This window comes from Paenibacillus sp. GL_099_B, assembly GCF_057835695.1.
Map to the genome: position 1 here is coordinate 3,453,731 of NZ_CM174430.1, position 22,083 is coordinate 3,475,813.

Sequence of the window (22,083 nt, forward strand, 5' to 3'; positions counted from 1 at the left end):
CTCAAAGGAAGTCCTAGAAAGGTCACAAAACTATAAACAAATCATCACAGAATTTAGTCTCGACTTGGTAAAGGAAGAAAAAATGATAAACTAGATGGCAGAGGTGGGATAAGCATGAGTATGTATCATACGATACTTGTTGTAGATGATGATCAGAGCATCGTTGAGCTATTAAGGGACTTTCTAGAGAATGACCAATTTCACGTAAAGACTGCTTGTAATACGGAACAAGCTTGGGCAATACTGCAACAGCATTCCATAGATTGCATTGTACTGGACATTATGATGCCGGGACAAAACGGATTTGAGCTATGCCGTCGAATTCGAGGGGACAGCAATGTTCCAGTCCTTTTCTTGAGTGCTCGCAGTGATGATGTGGACAAGATCCGTGGCCTTACGCTCGGAGGAGATGATTATATCGTCAAAACGGCTTCGCCTGGGGAAATTGTTGCCAGAGTGAAAGCCGTTTTGCGGCGCACTACTTCCAGACAACCCATGGAAGGGAAGATCTTGGATTATGGACGCATCCAGTTGAATCTGACTGCAAGAGAAGTCCTGGTCGAAGGGGGGAAAGTCGAGCTTACACCTAAAGAATATGAGTTGTTGCGATTATTTGCGGAGCACCCGAGGCAGGTTTTCTCCTACGAACAACTGCTTGCAAAGTTTTGGGAAGGTGTAGGCGACAGGCATACCATTCGGGTTCATCTTAGCCGGCTTCGCGAAAAAATTGAATCCGATCCAAACCATCCACAATTCCTCATCAACGTGTGGGGAGTAGGATACCGTTTTGAGGGAGTGTAACATGAGAAAACTCCGTATTCGTACATTTACTATGCTTTGTTTATTCTTCTTGCTTACATTGCCTTGGATCTTTTTTGTCACGGCTCACTTTATGGACACTCAGTCGTTTAGCATCTCTACAAGCCAACAGCAAAATGAAACGCTGCAAAGACATCTCAGCGAGATGATCCACATGATTGAAGTTGGTACGAACAAATGGACGGATACCGGTTGGCAAAACGAACTTCATACCGAGTTGAGCAAAGCAAAGATGGATGTGGAGATTGAATCTGCGTCCAATTCGGAAATTTATCGTTCCAGCCAAAAGCACCATAGTAGATTATCGTCTACTGAACAGTTTTCTGTCATAAAAGATGGACAATTACTGGGAAGGGTAGTTCTTTATCTTCCTAAATCCAATGTAGTTCCAATGCTTGCGGCATTTTTCGGGCTGCTGCTTGCTTTCTTTGTGGTTGGAGTTGAAATGAGAAGGTTCCTTCTTAAACCCCTTGAGAAAATGAGCAAGGCAGCCAGACAAATTACTGCTGGACATTGGGAAGTCCAATTACCTAAATCCAGAATCATGGAAATTGCCGAAGTCCGTGATGGATTCGAAGTTATGGTGAAGGGACTTGAGCAATCCCACCGTAAACAAGTGGAGCTTGAGGAAGAACGCAGATTTGTCACCGCAGCCGTTGCACATGATTTACGCACACCGTTGTTTGCCTTGCGGGGGTATTTGGATGGATTGGAACAAGGAATAGCTCAGTCACCGGAGAAGGTCACCCGATATATTGCCGTATGCAAAGAGAAATCCGCTCAATTGGATCGATTGGTTGAGGACCTCTTCACTTTTACAAAAATGGAGTACTTGGAAAGTGAACTTAACACAAGAACGCTAGATTTAACACAGATCCTCCGAAAGTCGATAGAGAGTGTGAGTCCACAAGCTGAGCAGAAACATATTTCTATCTTAAACCAATTAACTGACGGTTGTTTTATTAACGGAGATTCGTATGTATTGGAGCGTGCGATGAACAATATATTGGAGAATGCCGTTAGATATACGCCATCAGGTGGCGCAATAACAGTCCAATGCTGTAAAGACGGCAATAAAATCAGGTTTACTATCCGTGATACCGGACCTGGCTTCTCTTTTGAAGAATTAGAGCGCGTTTTTGAACCTCTGTATCGTGGGGAAACGTCTCGAAGTCGTGCAACTGGAGGCAGTGGATTAGGATTAACGATCTCACAACGAATGATGAAGCAACATGGAGGCGAACTTATGGTAAGTAACCACCCTGACGGTGGAGCAGTTTTGGCAGGATGTTTACCGTTAACTGACCCGAATTAAAAAGATTTGTGCGGTCCTTGTCTCCTAAGATTATGGTATGTTATTTAACGCGTATTACGATGGATTTTGACTTCAGACTGGAAGAGAGGTAAGCCTTATCCCAGCTTCCAGTCTGGATATCTCGATATTATGCTTGATTTGTTAACGTGTTAGATATAATATGTTCATATGTTTAAACTCTTAAACGTAATGGAGTGATTTAAATGAAAGCCATGGTAATTGAGAAATACGGGAAGAATGTTCCCTTGATACAGAAAGAAATGCCTATTCCTCAAATCGGAGATCATGATGTCTTGGTAGAAATCCATGCAGCAAGCTTAAATCCGATTGATTTTAAAATAAAAGAGGGCAAAGTAAAGCTCCTGCTGAATTACAAGATGCCATTGATCCTTGGAAATGATTTTTCCGGTGTTGTGGTCAAGGTTGGTAAACAGGTGAACGCTTATAAACCCGGAGACGAAGTATACGGCAGACCCCGTAAAGACCGAATTGGAACTTTGGCCGAATACATTGCTGTCCATGAAGAAGACATCTCTCTGAAGCCCCAAAACTTAAACTTTGAAGAAGCAGCATCCATACCACTGGTCGGACTTACGACATATCAAGCCTTTTACGATATTTTGAACCTTCAGAAAGGCCAAAAAATATTAATTCATGCAGGATCAGGAGGAGTTGGTACGTTCGCCATCCAACTGGCCAAATTAATGGGGGCTTATGTTGCCACTACTGCCAGTGATAGAGGTTACGAATTGGTCCAATCCCTTGGTGCGGATCTTATCATCAATTATCGCAAGGAAAATTTTGAAGAAATGCTGTCGGGATATGATGCGGTGTATGACACGATAGGAGGCGAGGTACTGGAAAAATCCTTTCAAGTACTTAAGCCGAATGGAAAAATAGTATCTATTTCCGGCTTGCCAAACGCGAGATTCGGGCGAGAAGCCAACTTGGGTTGGTTAAAGACCACACTGCTATCGATTGTGAGCCATAAGATTACAACTCTTGAGAAGAAAAACCAAGCAAGATATCATTTCCTTTTTATGAAACCAAGCGGGGTGCAATTAGAGCGAATAAAGGGTTTCTTGGAGGAAGGTCTCATTAAACCGGTTATTGATAAGATTTATGATTTCAAGGATGCCGGGCAAGCGTTTCATTATCTCGAAGGGGGAAGTGCCAAAGGAAAGGTCATCGTTAAAATGAAGTGAAGTGTTCAATGGAGATGGATACCGTTCTTGTCCGAATTGAGGGCAAGAACGGATAGTATAATTCTCTTATTTTATAGGTATCCAGATTTGAGGCGGCTGGTTAGGCCCTGGATATACTTCAAGCTCAGGTATACCTGCATGCTCGTAAGGATTGGAAGGGAACCATTCGGAAATAATCTGCTTCCATAAGCGCTGCATACTTTCCGGCATCGGACCTTCGACTTCAAAAACACTCCATTTGGAAGCTGGAATTGTGAATGATGATAATCCTTCAGGTATTTCACCATCATAAGCCGTAGCAATCCAGTATTCCATCTGTTTCTCCTGGATTTCGTTCTGATCCACACAGACGCCAAGCAATCCTTGAAGTACACCATTATTCAATTCAAATAAACGATCTTCTGTACCGCTCGTATACGCATCCTGCCACATCTTGGCTATACCTCGTAAGTTTTCCCCATCAATATAAGAGAAAGCCTGCTTTATCCCTACTAATGTAAACGCAGCTTGTTCAACAATTCTGTGATTCATTGGTTCTGCTCCTTTTAGACTTAATTGAATAACCAAACGATTATACGATTTGACAGAGGTACTGTTCTTACGCGCTTCACTGGGGGCAATTCCGTGCTGCCTACGAAAAGCTTTGGAGAAAGATTCAGGAGTGTCATAACCATACTTGAGCGCCAGATCAATGATTTTGTGATCACTCTGTATAAGTTCATTGGCTGCCAATGTTAACCGTCTTCGTCTGATATATTCGGCTACCGTAACATCAGTTAATAGGGCAAACGTACGTTGAAAATGAAAGGGAGAAATATGAGCTTGAGCTGAAATTTGCTCCATTGTCATATTTTCGAGTAAATGTTCTTCCATATATGCAATAGCTAGCTGTAATGATTCGATCCAGTTCATGCGGTTAACCACTCCTTGATTCCTATAATAGATGAAGACTGGTCCAAGAGCCTGTCATTATGTGCTTTGATTTGTCCGGTTAGGGAAAGAGGGAGAGGGAAACCCAATAGATACGTAAAAAAAGATGACCCCTGATGAATTCAAAGGCCACCTTTTGAGAAAAAAAGAATTGAACGAAAAATAACGCTATGATATAATCGTTAGCGCCATTGACAAACAAAAATAAAGTATGTACTTGTTTTTATCCCTACTTTAATTTTACATCTGGAATTTTGATTTGTCAATGCTCTTTTTCATCCCAAAAATAGGAAAAGGAGTGGTTAGAGAGATGCAAACAAAAGATTGGCAGCTGGAACAGGAGCGGCTGGAGTCTGTAAGGAACAAACTACAGGCCAAAATCGAAGAATTGGAGCCAGAGGTTGCCGGAATGCGTGACCAGGCTACAGAAATTCGCAAGCGCTTTTGGGAAGAAGTTACGATCAACACTAGCACTCACGAAGATTTCGAAGAGACCTTCTACACCATTAACCAGCAGTCTGCGGTATTGGCCGAGCGGGAACGTGGTCACATGCGGTTGACGCAGCAATGGAATAACATGAAACGTTTGCTCCCGTCCCCTTATTTTGGCCGCATCGACTTTCAGGAGAAAGGTCTGGCCCTCACCGATCAGATCTATATCGGCGTATCTTCTTTTGTCGACGAAGACGGATTGAGCTTTCTGATCTATGATTGGCGTACACCGATCGCGAGCATGTACTACGACTCTTCCCCCGGCGTAGCGTCCTATGTGACGCCGATAGGACGAATCGATGGCACAATGGAGCTCAAACGGCAATTTCAGATCCATAACGGACAAATCCGCAACATGTTTGATGCGAACGAAACGATTGGAGACCAATTGTTGCAGCAAGTGCTTGGCAAAGGTGCGGATTCACAAATGAAAAGTATCGTGGCAACCATTCAGAAGGAACAAAACGCCATCATCCGTAATGACAAAAGTCGAATGCTTATCGTACAAGGAGCAGCCGGTAGCGGTAAAACTTCCGCAGCCTTGCAGAGGGTGGCGTACTTATTGTACAAACACCGCCAGACGATCAGTGCTGATCAAATTGTTCTTTTCTCACCGAATCCGATGTTTGGCAGTTATATTTCCACTGTCCTTCCGGAGCTCGGTGAAGATAATATGCAGCAGACCACTTTTCAACAATTTCTCGACTATTGGCTAGGATCTTTGTTGCGTCCGGAGGATGTCTTTGATCAGATTGAATATGTACTGACTGCGCATGGAGCTCCGGGCTATGAGGCTCGGCTTCAGGGGATCGAATATAAAGCTTCTGATGCTTTTCTGCAAGCCTTGCAGAACTATGGAAACTGGTTGGGGCAGGAAGGCATGCGATTCAACAGTATTCAGTTTCGAAATCGTGATTTAATTACTGCGGAGCAAATGAGAGCCAAATTTTACGGTTATGATCGTTCCCTGCCCTTGCTAAATCGAGTTCTTCTCTTGCAGGAATGGCTGCTGAAAGAGCTGGCTTCGCTGGAACGCATGGAACGTGAAGAACCGTGGGTACAGGAAGAATTGAATTATCTCGACACTGATCAGTATGCGGATATCTTCGAAGTGCTGCATAAAGATAAGGAAGTATTCGATATCGCGGAACAGTACGCCCAAATTCGTGAGAAAATAAGCAAGAAGCGTCGAGAAGATGAAGGTGACTTTGACTTTGCGCAGAAGGAGGAGGAACTGCTCGGCCGCCAGATCGTGAAAGAACGTTTTAGCCCACTAAGAAAAGGAATCAAAAAATTCTCGTTTGTTGATATCAAAGGTATATATGGCGAATTGTTTGTTGACGAAGCCGCTTATCGGGAGAAAACGAATGCTGCGGTTATCCCCTCGCTATGGCCTGAGATATGCAGTCAAACGAAGGGAAGTCTGCTACGGAACGAGTTGTTCCATGAGGATGCGACTCCCTATTTGTATGTAAAAGAACTGATTGAAGGTGTCCGGACGAACACGGAAATCAAGTATGTCTTTGTTGATGAAGGTCAGGATTATTCAACATTTCAATATGAATATCTCAAAAAGCTGTTTCCCCGTGCCCGCATGACAGTGCTCGGCGATTTTGGGCAAGCTATCTTCACGCAGGCCACCAATTTGGCCGCAGCTGATTCACCACTGGTACGTCTCTACGGTGAAGCCGAAACAAGCCTTTTCTCCCTTGTACGCAGTTATCGCTCTACGAAGGAGATCGTTGAATTTACAAGAGCGATGCTTCCAGACGGAGATGAAATTGTACCATTTGAAAGAAAAGGCCTAAAGCCCCTGCTGACGAGAAGCAATGACAGGGAGAAGCTGGATGCACAAATGGTGGCAGATATCGCGGCGCTAAGAGCCGAGGGCTTTGATTCCATAGCTATCATCACGAAGACCGCCGCCGAAAGCCACAAGGCCCATGAATCGTTACAGATTCAAGGAGGAGAAGCGTTGCAGCTCGTTACGAAGGAAACATTCAACTTCGAAAAAGGTGTAATGGTCATTCCTGTGTACCTCGCCAAAGGTGTCGAGTTCGATGCAGTCTTGGTCTATGATGCTTCGTCTGGAGCTTATGGTCGAGACAATGAACGCAAGCTTCTTTATACGGCGTGTACGCGGGCTATGCACCGCCTTCATCTATACATGACGGGCGAGTGGTCGCCTTTCGTGCAGGCCTTACCAGCGGATTTGTACGAGGAATCGGACGTCAATACAACGGAGTAAACATGCCGGCATTGTCTGATCTAGCAGCGTATGCGAATTGAATCAATCAAATAATAAGTAACACTAGTCGCCTTTTTGGGCGACTTTTTTTGAATTTCTAAGTCATTATAGCGACGAACTTGTCAGCGACAACCTTTGAATTATTTCCATATTGTTATACTCGGCATAAATTTTATTATATGGGTGGACTAAGATTACAGTTATATAATAGTAAACGTAACCAGAAGAATAGATTACATACATAAAGTAATAGAGGAGCTGGGATCATGTTAAACAAAATTAACTTGCAGGGAAGCTGGGAGCTTCAACTGGATGAACATAAACAAGGCGCTCAAGGCCCATTTGACGACACTATAACGCTGCCGAACACGACTTCTCATGCACGCAAAGGAAGAAAGAGCGATGTGTCTCACATCGGGTCTTTGACCGATGAATATTCATATGAAGGATGGGTATGGCTGAAACGGGAGATTGATATACCAGCAACGCTTGCTGGCAAAAGATGCAGTTTGTATCTGGAACGCACGCGCATAACCAAGTTATGGGTCGATGGTGAAGAATATGGAGCGCAGGATAGCCTCAACACTCCCCATGTGTACAGCTTGCCGGAGGGGCTATCGGAAGGAAAGCACACCCTTACCATCCGGGTCGATAATACGGACTATCCGACGAAAGGCGGGCATCTTACATCCGTCGATACACAGACTAACTGGAACGGAATTACCGGGAAGCTGGAGCTTCATTTTTACCACGACGTGCACATGGGTGAGGTACAGATCTATCCCGATGCTAAAGAGCGAACATTCAAAATCACAAGTACATTATCAGAAGCGATACCAGGTACGGTATTGTCCGTTACTGCGCAAACCTTCAAACCCCTTAAAGAGATTCATGGATATGTGGCATCAGACAGAAATCATGTGGTGATTGAGCAAACCTATCCATGCAACCAGGACGAAGTTAATGTGCTCTACAAGATGGGAGACGACGCATTGCTCTGGAGTGATTCGGAACCACATCTCTATCTGCTGACCCTTACTCTGCTGGGGGAACATGGCGATGTGCTGGATACAACCGAAATCATAACAGGACTGCGAGATTTTGAAGCCAATGGAGCTGCTTTTACCATCAACGGCCGAAAGACCTTTCTTCGTGGAAAACATGATGGTTTAATATTTCCGCTTACAGGTTACGCGCCAACTAATCTGGATGAATGGCTGAGAATCCTAAGCATTTCCAAATCATATGGTATAAATCATTATCGTTTCCATACCTGTTGTCCTCCTGAAGCAGCGTTCACTGCTGCAGATATGCTCGGCATTTATATGGAGCCTGAATTGCCATTCTGGGGAACGATCACGGATGAACTTGACCCACAGCATAATCAGGCTGAACAGGACTATCTCATTCGTGAAGGCTTTGCCATGCTCAAGGCGTATGGGAATCACCCTTCTTTTGTGATGATGTCACTCGGTAATGAACTTTGGGGAAGTAAAGAAAGACTGAATGCCATTATTAAAGCGTATAAAGCATTTGATCCACGTCACCTGTACACCCAGGGTTCTAACAATTTTCAGTTCACTCCGCTTATTCTAGAGGAAGAAGATTTTTACTGTGGCGTACGTTTTTCTAAAGACAGACTTTTCCGCGGCTCCTATGCCATGTGTGATGCCCCGTTGGGTCATGTTCAAACAGACGTGCCTAGTACCCTGAAGGACTACGATGACATGATCTTGCCAGTTGGAACAGTTTTGGAGAATGAGGGAATTCAAGCAGAAGAATCTGAAATTCAAATTCAATATGGTACGGAAGCCAAGACCGTGAAAGCCGCTTCTGTTGAACAACGGCTCATTCCACATCTACCCGTCATCTCCCATGAAATTGGACAATATGCCATGTACCCCAATTACGAAGAGATCGAGATGTATACCGGGTCGTTGAAAGCAAAAAACTTTGAGGTGTTTCGGGAACGATTGCAATCCAAAGGAATGGGACATCTGGCTGAACCCTTTTTCAAAAGCTCTGGCAAGCTTGCAGTAGCCTGCTATAAGGAGGAGCTTGAGGCGGCATTTCGATCCAATCATCTGGCAGGATTTCAATTGCTCGATCTTCAGGACTTTAGTGGACAGGGGACAGCACTGGTAGGTATTTTGGATGCCTTCATGGATTCGAAAGGGTTGGTTACTCCCGAGGAGTGGAGAACGTTTTGCTCCGATGCAGTCCTTCTGGCCCGATTCGAGAAATTCAACTACAATTCGGGAGAAGATTTCAATGCCCATATTCAATTAAGGTACTACCGAGCAGATTCATTGAAGGGTCATACCGTGGAGTGGGAGATGCATGATTCGAATCAACTGCTTGCACATGGAAAAGACGAGATTCGCTTTGTTTCTGAAGAAACTTGGTTTGAAATAAGCCAGATAAAGTTCAAGCTGCCTGATGTGAAAAAGATGACGCCTATCACTCTGTCCCTGTATATTCCAGGTACCGATATTCGGAAACAATATGACCTTTGGGTATACCCTGAACATGATGTGACAACTATTGAACATGACCATATTTATAAGGAATTGACCGATGAAGTCATTCACTTACTGGAAAAAGGCGAGAGCGTGCTGTTACTCCCAACACTCGAAGATAACGATAGTTCAGTCAAAGGCACATATTGTACCGATTTCTGGTGTTATCCGATGTTCCGATCTATTTCGGAAAGCATGAACAAGCAAGTACCCGTCGGTACACTTGGCCTCTTAATTAATAACTCGCACCCGGCATTGAAGCATTTTCCAAGTGAGACCCACTCCACTTATCCTTGGTGGCATATTGTCATGAATTCACGGTCTATTATTCTGGATAAGCTCTCAGAAAAAGTTCAACCTTTCGTTCAAACCATCGACAATTTTGAACGTAATCATAAGCTGGGGCTACTGTTTGAATGCCAGATTGGAAAAGGCAAGCTGCTGGTTGGGGCTCTAAATTATGATAAATTGATTAGCCAGACGGAAGGGCGGCAATTACTTTATAGCCTTTCACAATATGTAAAAAGTGAGGAATTCCAACCGGAAGCCAAGATAGAGCTGGATGAGCTTCAACAGTTGTTAGGAAAGAAATAGAACCTGCATAATGCAGGTTATTATCGATAAGAACATACACCGATCAGATTCGCCATACTAAACGAGAAGTTTGTTTTCAGAAACTAACAAGAAACCCTTCAAACTGTTTTTTTTACAGTTCGAAGGGTTTTTCTTTAATTATAGGCGCTTAAAGAATCACTTAAGATCTGTTACCAAAAGTATCGAGACATCAACAGCAATGACATTAGTTAACGTAAACATTATTATGTAAACTAAATAAAAGTCAGTTTCATCTCTTTTTACCTTATTGACATAAAACCTCCATCATATGTAAACCGTAATGGGGTACGAATGAAGGAGGATACATATGAAAAGTCATGTGCATCGAAAAGAAGAAGACAAACTGAGCTGGATTAGTCTTTCATTATTTGGAGCAGGATGTACGCTGGGAACGGGATTTTTCCTCGGAACAAGTCTGGCTATTCATTGGTCCGGTTTATTCGTGCTTGTACTTTTGGTGCTGGCTGCTGCAGGGACCTATTTTGTATTTGGCGCATTGGCTCAGATGACGGCAGATGATCCGAAGGAAGGGGCTTTTCGAACATATGCCGGAGAAGCGTTCGGCCCATGGGCCGGTTTCGGAAGCGGATGGATGTATTGGTCTTCCGAAATGCTGATCATGGGAAGTTCATTAACGGCACTCGGATTGTTCTCTCAATTTTGGTTTCCCAAGTTTCCATTATGGGTGTTTGTGGCGGTATATGCATGCATTGGATTGTTCATCGCCGCATTGGGAGCCAAAGGGTTAACTCAAACGGAGAATGTGCTCGCAGTAATCAAGTTAGCTGCAACGGTTGCTTTTATCGCGATTGCAGCAGCAGCATGTCTGGGCTGGTTAGATGTAAAGATTACACCGCAGAAAATAATGAATGAATGGTTTCCTCATAAAATAAAAGGCGTGTGGACCGGATTTATTTATGCCTTTTTTGCCTTTGCCGGGATTGAGGTCATGGGTTTAATGGCAGCCAAGCTGAAAGAACCAAAGGACGCAGTGAAATCAGGACGAGTGATGTTGTTAACCGTTAGTACGCTGTATGTTGTGGCGATTGCCTTGATCCTGCTATTGGTTCCCGCTGCAAAATTAACACCAGACGAGAGTCCTCTCGTCAAAGCGATGTCATCCATTGGATTTACGGTCGTGGTTCATATTCTCAATGGAATTTTGATTATCGCGGGGTTCTCCACGATGGTCGCTTCAATCTATGCGATTACGTCCATGTTAGTTAAACTGGGTGAAGACGGAGATGCACCGAAGATGTTTACGAAGACTTGGGGGAAAAAGAGCATGCCTCTATATGCGTTAGGATGCACTGCAGCCGGATTAATCCTTTCTACTCTCCTGGCGTTATGGATGCCTAAGAGCCTATTCGAATATGTAACAACCGCAGGCAGCTTGGTATTAATGTATACCTGGCTTCTGATTTGCATCACGTATATCAAGAAAATGAAACCAAGAAAATGGAATCGTATCAAAGTATGGACCGCCATGGTTCTTATACTTGCAGCAGTAGCTGGGACGGGCATGGAAAAAACCAGCAGAAGAGGTCTGCTGGCAAGTATAGGTCTTGTTGTATTGATTGCCTTGATTACCTATATTATAAACAAAGTACGAAAACCGCGACCTTCACCATCCACTAAACCGTCAAAGTCCTGACTCCTGGATAGAGCTTTTCATACGTCTTGGCTGGTCTGCTGAGTTCTGGGTACTTGGGTTATGCTACTGTGTTGTCTTATATCAGCTATTTCGTCAATTTGCTAATGGCTTGCTTCATGCGCATAAAAGGACATTTGGAAGGGGTTTGCTCGTCATCGGGCAGGAAATATTGTTTCCATTCCAGATTATCCTGCTCCCCATACCACATGAGTGAAGGGTGAGCCGGAACGGCATCATAGGCTGCCAAGCGCTTGCGAATCAAGGTTTTCATTTTCCGGCCAAGAGGTGTGTTGTCATTAATCGATTCAAACACCCACCGTGGTTGAAAAGCAAACATAAGATAAGGGAAGTGCCTGCTGGCTCTAAGCTCGTGCGCGGGAGTGGCACAGAAACAAAAGTAGGGCTCCCCGCCAAAGCAAAATTCCCATGTGGCTTCATGCGGATCAGTCGAAATATGTTCAGGCCAGGAAGCAGCATCGAGTGAGCTTACCCGGTTAAGCATTTCCCAGAACAAGGACTGATACTGCTCCACTGTTGTGTTTTTTCTCAAATCATCCGATGTATCGCAAATGACTACCAAAGAAGCGTAATGTCCCGTGTCCCGTGAAACGGGTCCATATTGGCTAAGTAATTCCGCCATGTCTTCAGCAGAAGCTTGTGTACGCGGATCACTTGTGAATCCGTATCTCAGATGTCCTGAGAGAAAACCCATCCGTCCGGGTACACAAGGATACGTATTACCCTCATCTGCAATCATATTAGCGAATTGTGAATACGCGTCCTGCTGCCATTCGGGCAGACCTTTGAATAATGCATTTATTTCATCGGCACTGTACAGATCTGCCATGGATTCTCCAACTCCATTCCACATGATACCGTTAACGTATTAATGCGGATGGCGTTGGGTGACTGTCCAGTGTAGTTTTTATGTCAGAAAAAGATGGAGCGTACAGCTTCAAACCCGAAGTACAGGCCAAATCCGATAAGGCAGATTCCTGAGATGATGGAGATCCAGCGCAAAACGGTTTCGTTGCTGCGTTTATGAAATCGGCTGGCCATACCAGCCATGATAACGTCCCATACAAGGATTCCTATGAAAATACCAGAACTGTATAGTAGTAGATGAGCGGTGTCGGTATGCTTCACGGTTGTAGCAAGAATAGAGCCGTAAATCCCGAGCCAGAATAAAATATTCAGCGGATTGGACAGGGCCATGAGAAAGCCAGATATAAAGGATTTTCCAACCCTTGCATCTTCTGTAGAAGAGGCCTGGATGCCGTCTTTTAACTTGGACAGTGTTTCCACTCCGGTATATACCAAAATAAAGCTGCCAAAAGACCAAAGAAACGAGCGCATGAACGGCGTGTCCAGAAAATGGGCAACTCCAAAGTAAATCAGAAGCATGTACACCAAATCGGCAAACATAGCTCCCAGTCCCAAAATCCAGGCATGCATGAATCCGTGGCGTGCTCCCCGATCCAACTGAGCAGCATTGATCGGACCAATTGGAGCTGATAGTGAGATTCCCAGAATAATATAACTGAACAGTACAGACATATACGCGTTCACTCCTTAACGGGTCGACGACTTGTACCGATAAGTCACACACTTACGGGTACAAGTCATCGTATTCCCGTTTGGAGCAAATTAGAACAAGCTGTTAGCATAGAGCTCATTTAAACGGTCGTTGATTCCACGTCTAGTTGAACAGGAGTACAATGGTACCCGTTACAAGAACTCTCTTCACATGGACAAGCAGACAAACCGATGATCAGATCCATCAAAGCTTCCATTTCCACATAGTCACCAGCGCTCGATTCGGGTGCGATAACATCAATTTTCCCCTCGCCATCTACAACGGAATTCATAAATAGGTTGAAGGGATAATGCTGATCTGGGGGAGCGATGCCGAAAGGTTCCAAGGCTGTATTCAGATTATGATAACAACTGGGATGATCTTTTTTATCATATAAGACCTCATACATCTCTGGACGACAGGCCGAATTGAAAAAATCATGAATGCCTACAGTTTCTTGGACAATGGAAATGAGAGGTTCATAACGGTTAGAATACAGGCATTGTCCCGGTTTAATCCTGTATGTTCGCAGGACATCGAGTGTTACACCGGGATCAAGCCGATTATTGATATTTTGCGCATCGTAAGCAACAAAATCGACCACTTGCTGCCCCTCCAAATCGGTAACACGGATCAACGAACCTTTCTTCACTCTAAGAGCGTAACCTGTTTTGGCAGGAATATGAATAGACTGCTTATGGGTTTTCGTTGAATTCATCCGTATTTCCCCCGATGTTTTTTAAACTCAGTATGCGGAGATGACATTACTTTCATTCACTATTGAGTAATGCAACAGATGACTCTGAAGGATACGCTGTACGTAAGATTGCTGAGATACGTGAAAAAGGGAATGCATTTATACTGGAAAGAGTGGATTGCCTTTCATGCCGACCCAAAGTTCGGATGTTTCCAGCTGACCAGCCAGATGAAGCAACCAGTCTTCACGGCCTTTCGTTGCCATAATTTGTACACCCATGGGCAGGCCTTCAGGAGTCAGATGCACAGGAACACTCATGGCTGGTTGACCCGTCAGATTTGCGAGCTGAGTGAACGGAGTGTAGGTAAGACTTGGTTCAAACATCTCATAAATCAACTGTTGCTGCTGGATCTTGTCCAAATCGCTAATACGCATCAGATGCTGAATTTGTTCATCATGAGGTGTCAATTCTCCGATCTTGGGTGCTGGAAAAGCATTGACGGGTGTGACATAAAAATCATACCGTTCAAACAATGTGGACATCTGGGCTGCGGCAACATCCCATTCGGCCAGACTATGTACGAATTCGGCAGCAGATACTTTTTTACCCGCTTCAGCCAGAACCCAGGACTCGATCTCCATGTCATCAGATGTTAAAGATCTGCCCATAGAACGTTCCATGGAAGAGATCATCGCCGCCATTTCGCCGCTGTTCATCATGTAATAGTTCTCCATCAGTTTGACACCATTAACTGGACTCAGCTTTTCTTCAACCTCATGACCCTGTTCTTCCAGCCAGCGAACCATCTTATATACAGCTTCTTTGGCTTCGTCACTCACAGGTGTACCTACAGGAGAAGCTGTTGTGTAAGCGACTTTCAGTTTGCGTTGATGAGGATAGTGCATATCAGCCAGGTAGCTGCCTGGAAAGAGGGGAGCATGAAACGCAGCTTCGGGTTGAATCACTTGCAGTGTATCCAGTAAAGCAGCGCTGTCGCGAACGGAACGGGACAAGGCAAAATCAATCGAAGCACCTTGCCACTGACGACCAACCCCCGGTCCAACGGGTGTCCGTCCACGTGTAGGCTTGAGTCCGAACAAGCCGCTGAATGAAGCAGGGATTCGGATTGAACCGCCACCGTCACTGGCTCCCGCAAGGGGTACAACACCCGAGGCTACTGCGGCAGCGGCACCTCCACTTGAACCACCTGGTGAGTGATTCGTATTCCATGGATTTCGACTTGCACCGTGAAGACGGGGCTCAGTAATATTTTTCAGGCCAAATTCCGGCGTATTGGTATGTCCAATGATAATGAAGCCTGCATCGCGCAGACGCGAAACGAAATTGGAATTCCGCAGTGCACGATGTTCACTGAGAAGACGTGAACCCGAGGTGAGAATTTCACCCTCCAGGGCTTGGGAGATATCTTTCAATAACAAGGGCACGCCGGCAAAGGGCTGCTCTCCCGGGCGAACCATACCCGCTTCCTGACGTGCACGTGTTTCATATGTACGAATGACCGCATTAAGCTGCGGGTTCACTTCTTCCAGGCGTGCATACGCCGCTTCCAGCAATTCGACAGGAGATATCTCCCGTGCGCGAACCAATTCAGCCAAGCCTATGGCATCGTAAGATGTATATGAAAATGATGAAGATGAAGACATGATAATCGTTCCTCTCTAAATTGACTTGATCTACTATTCCATATGTCATCGTACCACCGGAATAGTGAAAAGACAAAAGGCACTGTACATCTCAAAGGATGTCCAGTGCCTTAATTGATTTGCTTTTATATAAAATTCAATCCGTACGAAGCTTTGGTGCACCGTCAGCCGGACTCGCTGAGCGTTCTTGCTGTTTGGAGATGGCGAATAGGGCAATCCAGATGAGGATGAAGCCCACCAGTTGCTCCCATGTAATTAATGTACGGAATGCAATCCAGTTTACCAGTACACCGGCCATCGGGAAGCTCAGTTCTGCGAGCGTTGCAACTGAGGCCTTGGTGGAAGAGAGACCTTTGTAATATAACAGAAGACTCAGTAACCCTGGCAGTAATGCCTGACCCAGAATATTAAGTGCTACAGCCGCCTGTTCACCTGTAGCGGAAGGGAATGTCCAGGCAGCACCTTCGTTCCACGTCATAAAGATCAGCAGTGGCAAGGCTACGACAAAGCGCAGAGAGGTGACCGTTTCATAACGGGTTTGCCCCAGCATCAGCCGCCCCATAACCGTTGAACCGCCCCACAATGCAGCTGCACCCAGCGATAACAGGCTGCCTGCATGAACCCAATTGTCCCAGTTGCCAAGGGGAAGGGTGAATCCGAACGTGAGCAGGTATGTTCCTGCAAGTGCAATGATAAACAGTCCACCGAAGCGGCGAGGCAATGTTTCTTTCAGCAGAAGCTTAGCCAGAACAATCGCAAATAGCGGCTGCATCTTTTGCAACAATAAGACGGTGTTGGGATCGTTATGTGTAAGCGCAAGTGTGAATAATACCGTGGCGAGAGCAGATCCTCCCCAGGAGATAAAGATCACGGCAATCCAGTGGCGTGCACGCAGGTTTTTCAGATCCGCCCGAAACTTCCACAGCACGGGAATCGCCACAAGGCTGACAATAATATGTTCCACAAGCACAATCTGAGTGGAGGTCATCGTTTTGAGCAAAATGATACGGAACAATGGATCTACGCCCCAAAGGGCGGCGCCGAGCACGACGAGCCAGAATCCGGTATTGCTTCGTTCCTTACGGTAAACCGTTGATGCAGTTTGGGTCTTTTCCATATTCAGGACTCCTTCGTCAGAACACGGAATCTTCAGTTGGCAAAATCGACAAAAGCCCCCGTTTTGGTATACACCAAATAAACGGGGGCTCAATCATTGACATGTCGTACGAAAATAAGCCTTTCCGTAACGGCATGTTAATGTGTTGATCTTCTCTCATCCGGACTGTACCGTCGGCCTTGGAGTCACACCAAGTCAGTCGCTGAATGTCCAAAGTCTGGTCAAACAGCGAGTCGCGGGCTGGTTCTTTAAGAACATCACCGCCGGTTGGGAATTGCACCCTACCCCGAAGATCCTATTCAATTATATTGTGTATTGAACAAGCTGTAACATTAATAAGTCCATCTTATTCCTGTAAGCGCTAGCAGTTCAAGTGTTTTTTTAGAATATGATATTCCAGCTTCCCTGTTGTCTGCGTAGTAATACAATCTGTCCTGCATGATACGCATCGTGGAGTACCCAGCGGGCAAGTTCATGTGCCCATTTTTCATCCGTATCCATGAAAGGGGCTTCAAGATCGGATTCTTCTAATGAAGCAAGCTGATGACGAAGCTGTCCGGCTAATTGTGTTGTATTTTGCATAAGTGTACTCCAGCCAGTGCTATCAGAAGGGTCGCCCGGATCTCCGAAGGTAGATTCATTGTTTTCGGCAGGTGTACCGGATGGTGTTGTACGCTGAATGCGACTCAGCAAGCGTTGATTATAATAATACATATGGTTGACCAACTGCCAGATGCTTAATCCACCGGATGATGGAACCCAGGCTGCCTGTTCAGCAGTCAGTCCTTCGAGTGCCTTGGATAAAGGCACAATCCAGTTACATTGATCCCAAGTGTCATCTTTCTGAATGAGCAATAGTTCTGTTGCTGTTGTAGTCATTGATTTTTCCTCCCTAAAATAAATTCATGGTAACTAGCTAAAGCACTTAAATGTGGTTACAATTAATATAACCCAAACATGAATAAATGTAACTATCTTTTTTCGTTTTAGATCGTTACAATTTAGCGGAGGTACGTATGGATAGACTATGGACTGATTTTGTAAACAGTGATTACCATGACTGGCGTGGCGGAGATCGTTCTGAGGACAGGCTTGGCAAAGCCGAATGGCAGCAAGCATTCATTAAACAATGGCAACTGAACGCATCTATACCTGCTTCATCTGAAGAGGAGGGAGCCTTGAGAAACTTCAGAAATGAATTGCAGGCTCTTGCAACTCGTTTATCTGGCGGAAATCCATTATCGAACAAAGACCAGGAATGGCTTAACGCCATGATGGAGGAAGGTCAAGTCATAAGAAGACTGAAGGCTGGAGATGAGGGACTGAAAATTTCACTTATTCCTGTAGGAACTCAATGGCAGCAGGTCATGGCAGAGGTCGCAGCCGATTTTGCGATCACAGTAATTGAAGGGGATGGCGGAAGAATTCGTATCTGTGACAATATGGATTGCCGTTGGTTTTTCTATGACGATACACGCAGTAGAACCCAGAAATATTGTGATGACAAGATGTGTGGTAATCTGATGAAGGTTAGAAGGTTTCGGGCAAAACAGAAGAAGGACCAGCAGCAAGAGTAAGGTGTATACAAAGAAAGTTTGATTTTCTGTACTTTGCAACAGACAGGAAATATTCAATAAGATTTTGGTAAATCCAAAATTGAATCTTCCCATGTAGTCCTATATAATGGTTATATACTTAAAATATTTCAGCTAGTCATTTCATCAGAGATTAACATCCGGGATTCAAGCGTATATCCAACAAAAAACAATGATTGGAGATGTGTCTTGTGGGGACAAGTTATCTACTGAAAAATGGTTGTGTATTGTCTATGGATTCGTCGGTGGGTCAGTATAAACGGGCGGACGTTCTCATTGAGGATTCTCTTATTACTGCTATCCAGCCCGATCTGAGTTGTATTGAAGCAGAAGTGATAGATGCATCGGAGATGATCATACTCCCTGGACTCGTAGATACGCACCGGCATGTGTGGGAGTCGCTTGTAAAAACAGCGGGAACCAACTGGTCACTGCCGATCTATCTACAAAATCTCTACTATGGAGCGATGGGAAGTAAACTCCGGCCACAAGACAGCTATATCGCCAATTTGCTCGGTTCTTTGGAAGCGCTTAATGCAGGAGTGACCACGGTACTTGACTGGAGTATGCCGTATTCACCGGAGCACACGGATGAACTGATTCGCGGACTTCAGGATGCGGGTATTCGGTCGGTTTTCGCTTATGGTGTACCGGGTGAGACGCCCTACTGGAACAGAGAGAGCCAGCTTACGTATTCGAATGATGTGAGAAGAGTCAAGGAACAGTATTTTTCTTCACGGGATCAGCTGCTTACGTTCGGCCTTGCTATTCGTGGTCCGGAGTTCAGCCATTGGGATACCACGGTGAAGGAAATTCAGCTTGCCCAAGAGCTGGAAGCGATATGTTCCATGCATGTTGGCTTTGGAAGCTGGGGATCTGTAGATCGTTCGATAAGTAAAATGTATGAGGCTGGTTTACTGAGTCCAGGTCTGAACGTCGTACACGGAAATACGATGGATACGGATGAGTATAAAATGTTGGCCGATAGCGGCGCCTCACTGTCTGTCACACCGGAAGTAGAGATGATGATGGGGCACGGGTATCCGGCAACGGGGTACTTCCTGGAAAATGGAGGAACTCCAACGCTCGGAGTCGATGTTGTAACATCAACAGGTGGGGATATGTTCTCCCAGATGAAATTTGCACTTCAAGCTGAACGTTCTCGGGAAAATGAACAACTTTTGCTGCAGGGTGAAATGCCTGGTGAGCTTAATCTGCAATCCAGTCAAGTGTTGAGATTCGCAACTTCTGCTGGGGCGAAGGCTCTTGGACTTGAACGGAAGATTGGCACACTTACGCCAGGTAAAGAAGCCGATCTGATTATGATCCGAACCACCGACCTTAACTTATTCCCGGTGCATGATCCGGTTGGAGCCGTCGTTCAATTTGCCAATCCATCCAATGTGGATACCGTGTTCGTAGCAGGTCGGCCGGTGAAGCGCGAAGGCAGGTTGCTGCATGTCGATCTGAACGAGGTCCGTCGGAAGGCTTTGGCAAGCAAGGAATATCTGCTATCTCAATATCGGATGTCGGATGCAGAGCGAATTGTATTTTCATAAGTTAGATAATCCATGTGAATGAAAGAGTGACTCTCTTCCGGAATGAAAAGAAAGGATGTTCTTATCTGTCTTATAGATCTAATAGTGTTTCGAGTGAAGAGCCACATACGGATATGTGGCTCTTTGGCGTACCTGTTTATTGTGCAACAAGACAGGGGGAGTAAGGAATAAACAGCAAAAAGAGGCGAAAAGGCACTGCATTTCTGTAGTTGCATGTAACAACGGGTTTATAATGTTTTGTTAAAGAAAAAAGCTATTAAAAAACTGCGCATAATATAAATTATACGCAGTTTTCTTTTAAATCGATTTTCATATTCAGCCCTGTCCAACAGATCATGATAATTTTCGTCTAGAACGCACAAAATATACTATCATCCCAAAATAAATTTAACCAAGCAACGCGACAAAGTGTAGAAATCGATAGATTTTTGTAGTTGGTCGGTAAGATAGAACAAAGGGCTTTTTCATAGAACAGATGAACAAAACAAAATATTTGAAGTAAAGAGACACATTCATCATTTTCAATACGAGAGGAAACTGTGTATGAATCAAAACCAGAATCGATCTTCCCTGTTTAGAAAAAAGCCGATTGCCACCGGAGATAACGAAAGCAACATGTTGAAAAGGTGCTTGGCCCATTTGATCTAATGACCCTCGGGGTAGGTGCGATCATCGGTACGGGTATCTTTGTATTAACAGGCGTTGCTGCTGCAAAATATGCAGGTCCCGGTTTGGTACTGTCTTTTCTGCTGGCAGGTATTATCTGCGCCTTCGCTGCATTATGTTACTCGGAGTTTGCATCCAGTGTGCCTGCTTCAGGAAGTGCGTATACATACAGCTATACCGCTTTCGGCGAAGTCATTGCCTGGATTCTGGGATGGGATCTAATTCTTGAGTATGGATTTGCGAGTGCGGCTGTTGCCAGCGGTTGGTCTGGATATTTTCAAACGTTATTGTCCGGATTTGGGTTGCAATTACCCCATGCGCTCACCAGTGCATTTAGTCCTGAAAAGGGAACCTATTTTGATATCACCGCAGCGGCGATCACGTTAATCATCACGTTCCTGCTCACCCGAGGGGTGAAAGAGGCTGCTCGTGCCAACGGAATCATGGTAGCGATTAAAATCATCGTGGTGCTGATCTTTATCGGTGTGGGTGTGTTCTATGTGCAGCCAGATAACTGGCAACCGTTTCTTCCGTTTGGCATCTCAGGGGTAACCGCAGGGGCGGCAACGGTATTTTTTGCTTACATTGGTTTCGATGCGGTATCTACGGCTGCGGAAGAAGTGAAACGTCCTCAACGGGACTTGCCAATCGGTATTATTGCATCCCTTGCGATCTGTACCGTGCTTTACATCGTTGTATCGTTGATCCTGACAGGGATTGTACCTTATCACATGCTAAATGTGAGTGATCCGGTTGCCTTTGCCTTTGAATTTGTGCAGTTGAAAGGATTGTCCTGGATTGTTTCGCTTGGAGCGATTACGGGAATTACCACTGTATTACTTGTAATGATGTATGGTCAGACACGTTTGCTTTATTCCATGTCACGGGACGGACTATTGTCTCCGGTGTTCTCTAAAGTCAGTGGCAAAAGCCAAACACCCGCTACGGGTACTTGGGTTGCTGGGATCATCGTCGCTTTATTCTCGGGATTCATCTCACTTGGCCATCTGGCGGAATTGACCAACATCGGAACACTGTTTGCTTTCGCGGTTGTGAGTCTGGGAATTATCGTATTGCGGAAAAACAACCCGGAACTAAAAAGGGGATTCCGTGTACCTTTGGTTCCATTGATTCCTATTCTGAGTGCTGTTGGTTGTATGTATCTCATGACACGTCTTGCGGCTCTGACTTGGATCACGTTCTTCGGTTGGTTAATTATTGGTTTAATCATCTACTTTGCCTACGGTCGTCATCACAGTCATTTGAATCCGGCACGGCGTATATCGGACACTTTCAAAAAAACAAAGGGGAAATAGCTGTCATAGCTGATTCCTACATTGTAGAGATATCGTGAAAGGTTAGTAAATTAATTTGTCACACTAGAACTATACGTAATAGAGTCAACTGCATT

General features: G+C 44.9%; 15 protein-coding genes, 1 pseudogene and 1 riboswitch. Of the genes and pseudogenes, 9 read left to right on the forward strand and 7 right to left on the reverse strand.

Translation table 11 applies throughout. The features are described 5' to 3' along the window. Positions 1-114 precede the first annotated feature (114 nt). The 3 genes from AC3ITG_RS15795 to AC3ITG_RS15805 all read left to right on the forward strand — a co-directional run bounded on the left by AC3ITG_RS15795 (position 115) and on the right by AC3ITG_RS15805 (position 3,339). Entirely contained in the window at positions 115-801 is a 687-nt protein-coding gene (locus AC3ITG_RS15795) for a response regulator transcription factor (RefSeq protein WP_489254334.1), read from the forward strand. Between the two features lies 1 nt (position 802). Next, a complete protein-coding gene (locus AC3ITG_RS15800; RefSeq protein WP_413378852.1) occupies positions 803-2,134 on the forward strand; it encodes a sensor histidine kinase in 1,332 nt (443 codons plus the stop codon). Positions 2,135-2,337: 203 nt separating this feature from the next. Continuing rightward, positions 2,338-3,339 (forward strand): NADP-dependent oxidoreductase, encoded by a 1,002-nt coding sequence (locus AC3ITG_RS15805; RefSeq protein WP_489254335.1) that lies wholly within the window; start codon positions 2,338-2,340, stop codon positions 3,337-3,339. Positions 3,340-3,405: 66 nt separating this feature from the next. On the opposite strand, the gene AC3ITG_RS15810 is transcribed toward AC3ITG_RS15805, so the two are convergent. Beyond that, positions 3,406-4,251: an AraC family transcriptional regulator gene (locus AC3ITG_RS15810; RefSeq protein WP_489254336.1), complete on the reverse strand. Its 846-nt coding sequence runs from the start codon at positions 4,249-4,251 to the stop codon at positions 3,406-3,408. A 328-nt stretch (positions 4,252-4,579) separates the two neighbouring features. Here AC3ITG_RS15810 and helD point away from each other — a divergent pair, with 328 nt between their 5' ends. The 3 genes from helD (at position 4,580) to AC3ITG_RS15825 (ending at position 11,797) form a co-directional block, all read left to right on the forward strand. Then, positions 4,580-7,009: an RNA polymerase recycling motor HelD gene (gene helD, locus AC3ITG_RS15815; protein ID WP_489254337.1), complete on the forward strand. Its 2,430-nt coding sequence runs from the start codon at positions 4,580-4,582 to the stop codon at positions 7,007-7,009. A 266-nt stretch (positions 7,010-7,275) separates the two neighbouring features. Continuing rightward, the gene (locus tag AC3ITG_RS15820) at positions 7,276-10,122 is read left to right on the forward strand and encodes a DUF8487 domain-containing protein (protein ID WP_489254338.1); all 2,847 of its coding nucleotides are present in this window, start codon (positions 7,276-7,278) and stop codon (positions 10,120-10,122) included. A gap of 328 nt (positions 10,123-10,450) precedes the next feature. Next, entirely contained in the window at positions 10,451-11,797 is a 1,347-nt protein-coding gene (locus AC3ITG_RS15825; protein ID WP_489254339.1) for an amino acid permease, read from the forward strand. An 85-nt stretch (positions 11,798-11,882) separates the two neighbouring features. On the opposite strand, the gene AC3ITG_RS15830 is transcribed toward AC3ITG_RS15825, so the two are convergent. From AC3ITG_RS15830 to AC3ITG_RS15855, 6 genes are all read right to left on the reverse strand, one after another. Beyond that, positions 11,883-12,644 carry a YqcI/YcgG family protein gene (locus tag AC3ITG_RS15830; RefSeq protein WP_489254340.1) on the reverse strand — a complete coding sequence of 254 codons (762 nt, stop codon included), beginning with the start codon at positions 12,642-12,644 and terminating at the stop codon, positions 11,883-11,885. An 83-nt stretch (positions 12,645-12,727) separates the two neighbouring features. After that, entirely contained in the window at positions 12,728-13,354 is a 627-nt protein-coding gene (locus AC3ITG_RS15835; protein ID WP_489254341.1) for a LysE family transporter, read from the reverse strand. 119 nt (positions 13,355-13,473) lie between these two features. Then, on the reverse strand, positions 13,474-14,091 hold the full coding sequence (locus tag AC3ITG_RS15840; protein WP_413378868.1) for a DUF1989 domain-containing protein: 618 nt from the start codon (positions 14,089-14,091) through the stop codon (positions 13,474-13,476). Positions 14,092-14,229: 138 nt separating this feature from the next. After that, entirely contained in the window at positions 14,230-15,735 is a 1,506-nt protein-coding gene (locus tag AC3ITG_RS15845; protein ID WP_489254342.1) for an amidase, read from the reverse strand. Between the two features lie 136 nt (positions 15,736-15,871). Beyond that, complete coding sequence (locus AC3ITG_RS15850; protein ID WP_489254343.1) at positions 15,872-16,852, reverse strand: DMT family transporter; 981 nt, start codon at positions 16,850-16,852, stop codon at positions 15,872-15,874. Between the two features lie 144 nt (positions 16,853-16,996). Then, positions 16,997-17,150: riboswitch (FMN riboswitch) on the reverse strand. A gap of 83 nt (positions 17,151-17,233) precedes the next feature. Beyond that, entirely contained in the window at positions 17,234-17,731 is a 498-nt protein-coding gene (locus AC3ITG_RS15855) for a DinB family protein (RefSeq protein WP_413378874.1), read from the reverse strand. 137 nt (positions 17,732-17,868) lie between these two features. Here AC3ITG_RS15855 and AC3ITG_RS15860 point away from each other — a divergent pair, with 137 nt between their 5' ends. The 3 genes and pseudogenes from AC3ITG_RS15860 (at position 17,869) to bcaP (ending at position 21,988) form a co-directional block, all read left to right on the forward strand. After that, complete coding sequence (locus tag AC3ITG_RS15860; protein ID WP_489254344.1) at positions 17,869-18,429, forward strand: CGNR zinc finger domain-containing protein; 561 nt, start codon at positions 17,869-17,871, stop codon at positions 18,427-18,429. Between the two features lie 200 nt (positions 18,430-18,629). Continuing rightward, positions 18,630-20,006, forward strand: a complete 1,377-nt coding sequence (locus tag AC3ITG_RS15865; protein ID WP_489254345.1) for an amidohydrolase family protein — start codon at positions 18,630-18,632, stop codon at positions 20,004-20,006. A gap of 543 nt (positions 20,007-20,549) precedes the next feature. Then, a pseudogene (bcaP, locus tag AC3ITG_RS15870) lies at positions 20,550-21,988 on the forward strand (branched-chain amino acid transporter BcaP). The last annotated feature ends 95 nt before the right edge of the window (positions 21,989-22,083 follow it).

Bases quoted from the DNA above. Each gene is read 5' to 3' on its own strand.
- AC3ITG_RS15810 (WP_489254336.1), bottom strand. From the start codon at position 4,251: ATGAACTGGATCGAATCATTACAGCTAGCTATTGCATATATGGAAGAA.
- AC3ITG_RS15795 (WP_489254334.1), top strand. From the start codon at position 115: ATGAGTATGTATCATACGATACTTGTTGTAGATGATGATCAGAGCATC.
- helD (WP_489254337.1), top strand. From the start codon at position 4,580: ATGCAAACAAAAGATTGGCAGCTGGAACAGGAGCGGCTGGAGTCTGTA.
- AC3ITG_RS15800 (WP_413378852.1), top strand. From the start codon at position 803: ATGAGAAAACTCCGTATTCGTACATTTACTATGCTTTGTTTATTCTTC.
- AC3ITG_RS15855 (WP_413378874.1), bottom strand. From the start codon at position 17,731: ATGACTACAACAGCAACAGAACTATTGCTCATTCAGAAAGATGACACT.
- AC3ITG_RS15820 (WP_489254338.1), top strand. From the start codon at position 7,276: ATGTTAAACAAAATTAACTTGCAGGGAAGCTGGGAGCTTCAACTGGAT.
- AC3ITG_RS15860 (WP_489254344.1), top strand. From the start codon at position 17,869: ATGGATAGACTATGGACTGATTTTGTAAACAGTGATTACCATGACTGG.
- AC3ITG_RS15840 (WP_413378868.1), bottom strand. From the start codon at position 14,091: ATGAATTCAACGAAAACCCATAAGCAGTCTATTCATATTCCTGCCAAA.
- AC3ITG_RS15865 (WP_489254345.1), top strand. From the start codon at position 18,630: ATGTGTCTTGTGGGGACAAGTTATCTACTGAAAAATGGTTGTGTATTG.
- AC3ITG_RS15830 (WP_489254340.1), bottom strand. From the start codon at position 12,644: ATGGCAGATCTGTACAGTGCCGATGAAATAAATGCATTATTCAAAGGT.
- AC3ITG_RS15835 (WP_489254341.1), bottom strand. From the start codon at position 13,354: ATGTCTGTACTGTTCAGTTATATTATTCTGGGAATCTCACTATCAGCT.
- AC3ITG_RS15805 (WP_489254335.1), top strand. From the start codon at position 2,338: ATGAAAGCCATGGTAATTGAGAAATACGGGAAGAATGTTCCCTTGATA.
- AC3ITG_RS15850 (WP_489254343.1), bottom strand. From the start codon at position 16,852: ATGGAAAAGACCCAAACTGCATCAACGGTTTACCGTAAGGAACGAAGC.
- AC3ITG_RS15845 (WP_489254342.1), bottom strand. From the start codon at position 15,735: ATGTCTTCATCTTCATCATTTTCATATACATCTTACGATGCCATAGGC.
- AC3ITG_RS15825 (WP_489254339.1), top strand. From the start codon at position 10,451: ATGAAAAGTCATGTGCATCGAAAAGAAGAAGACAAACTGAGCTGGATT.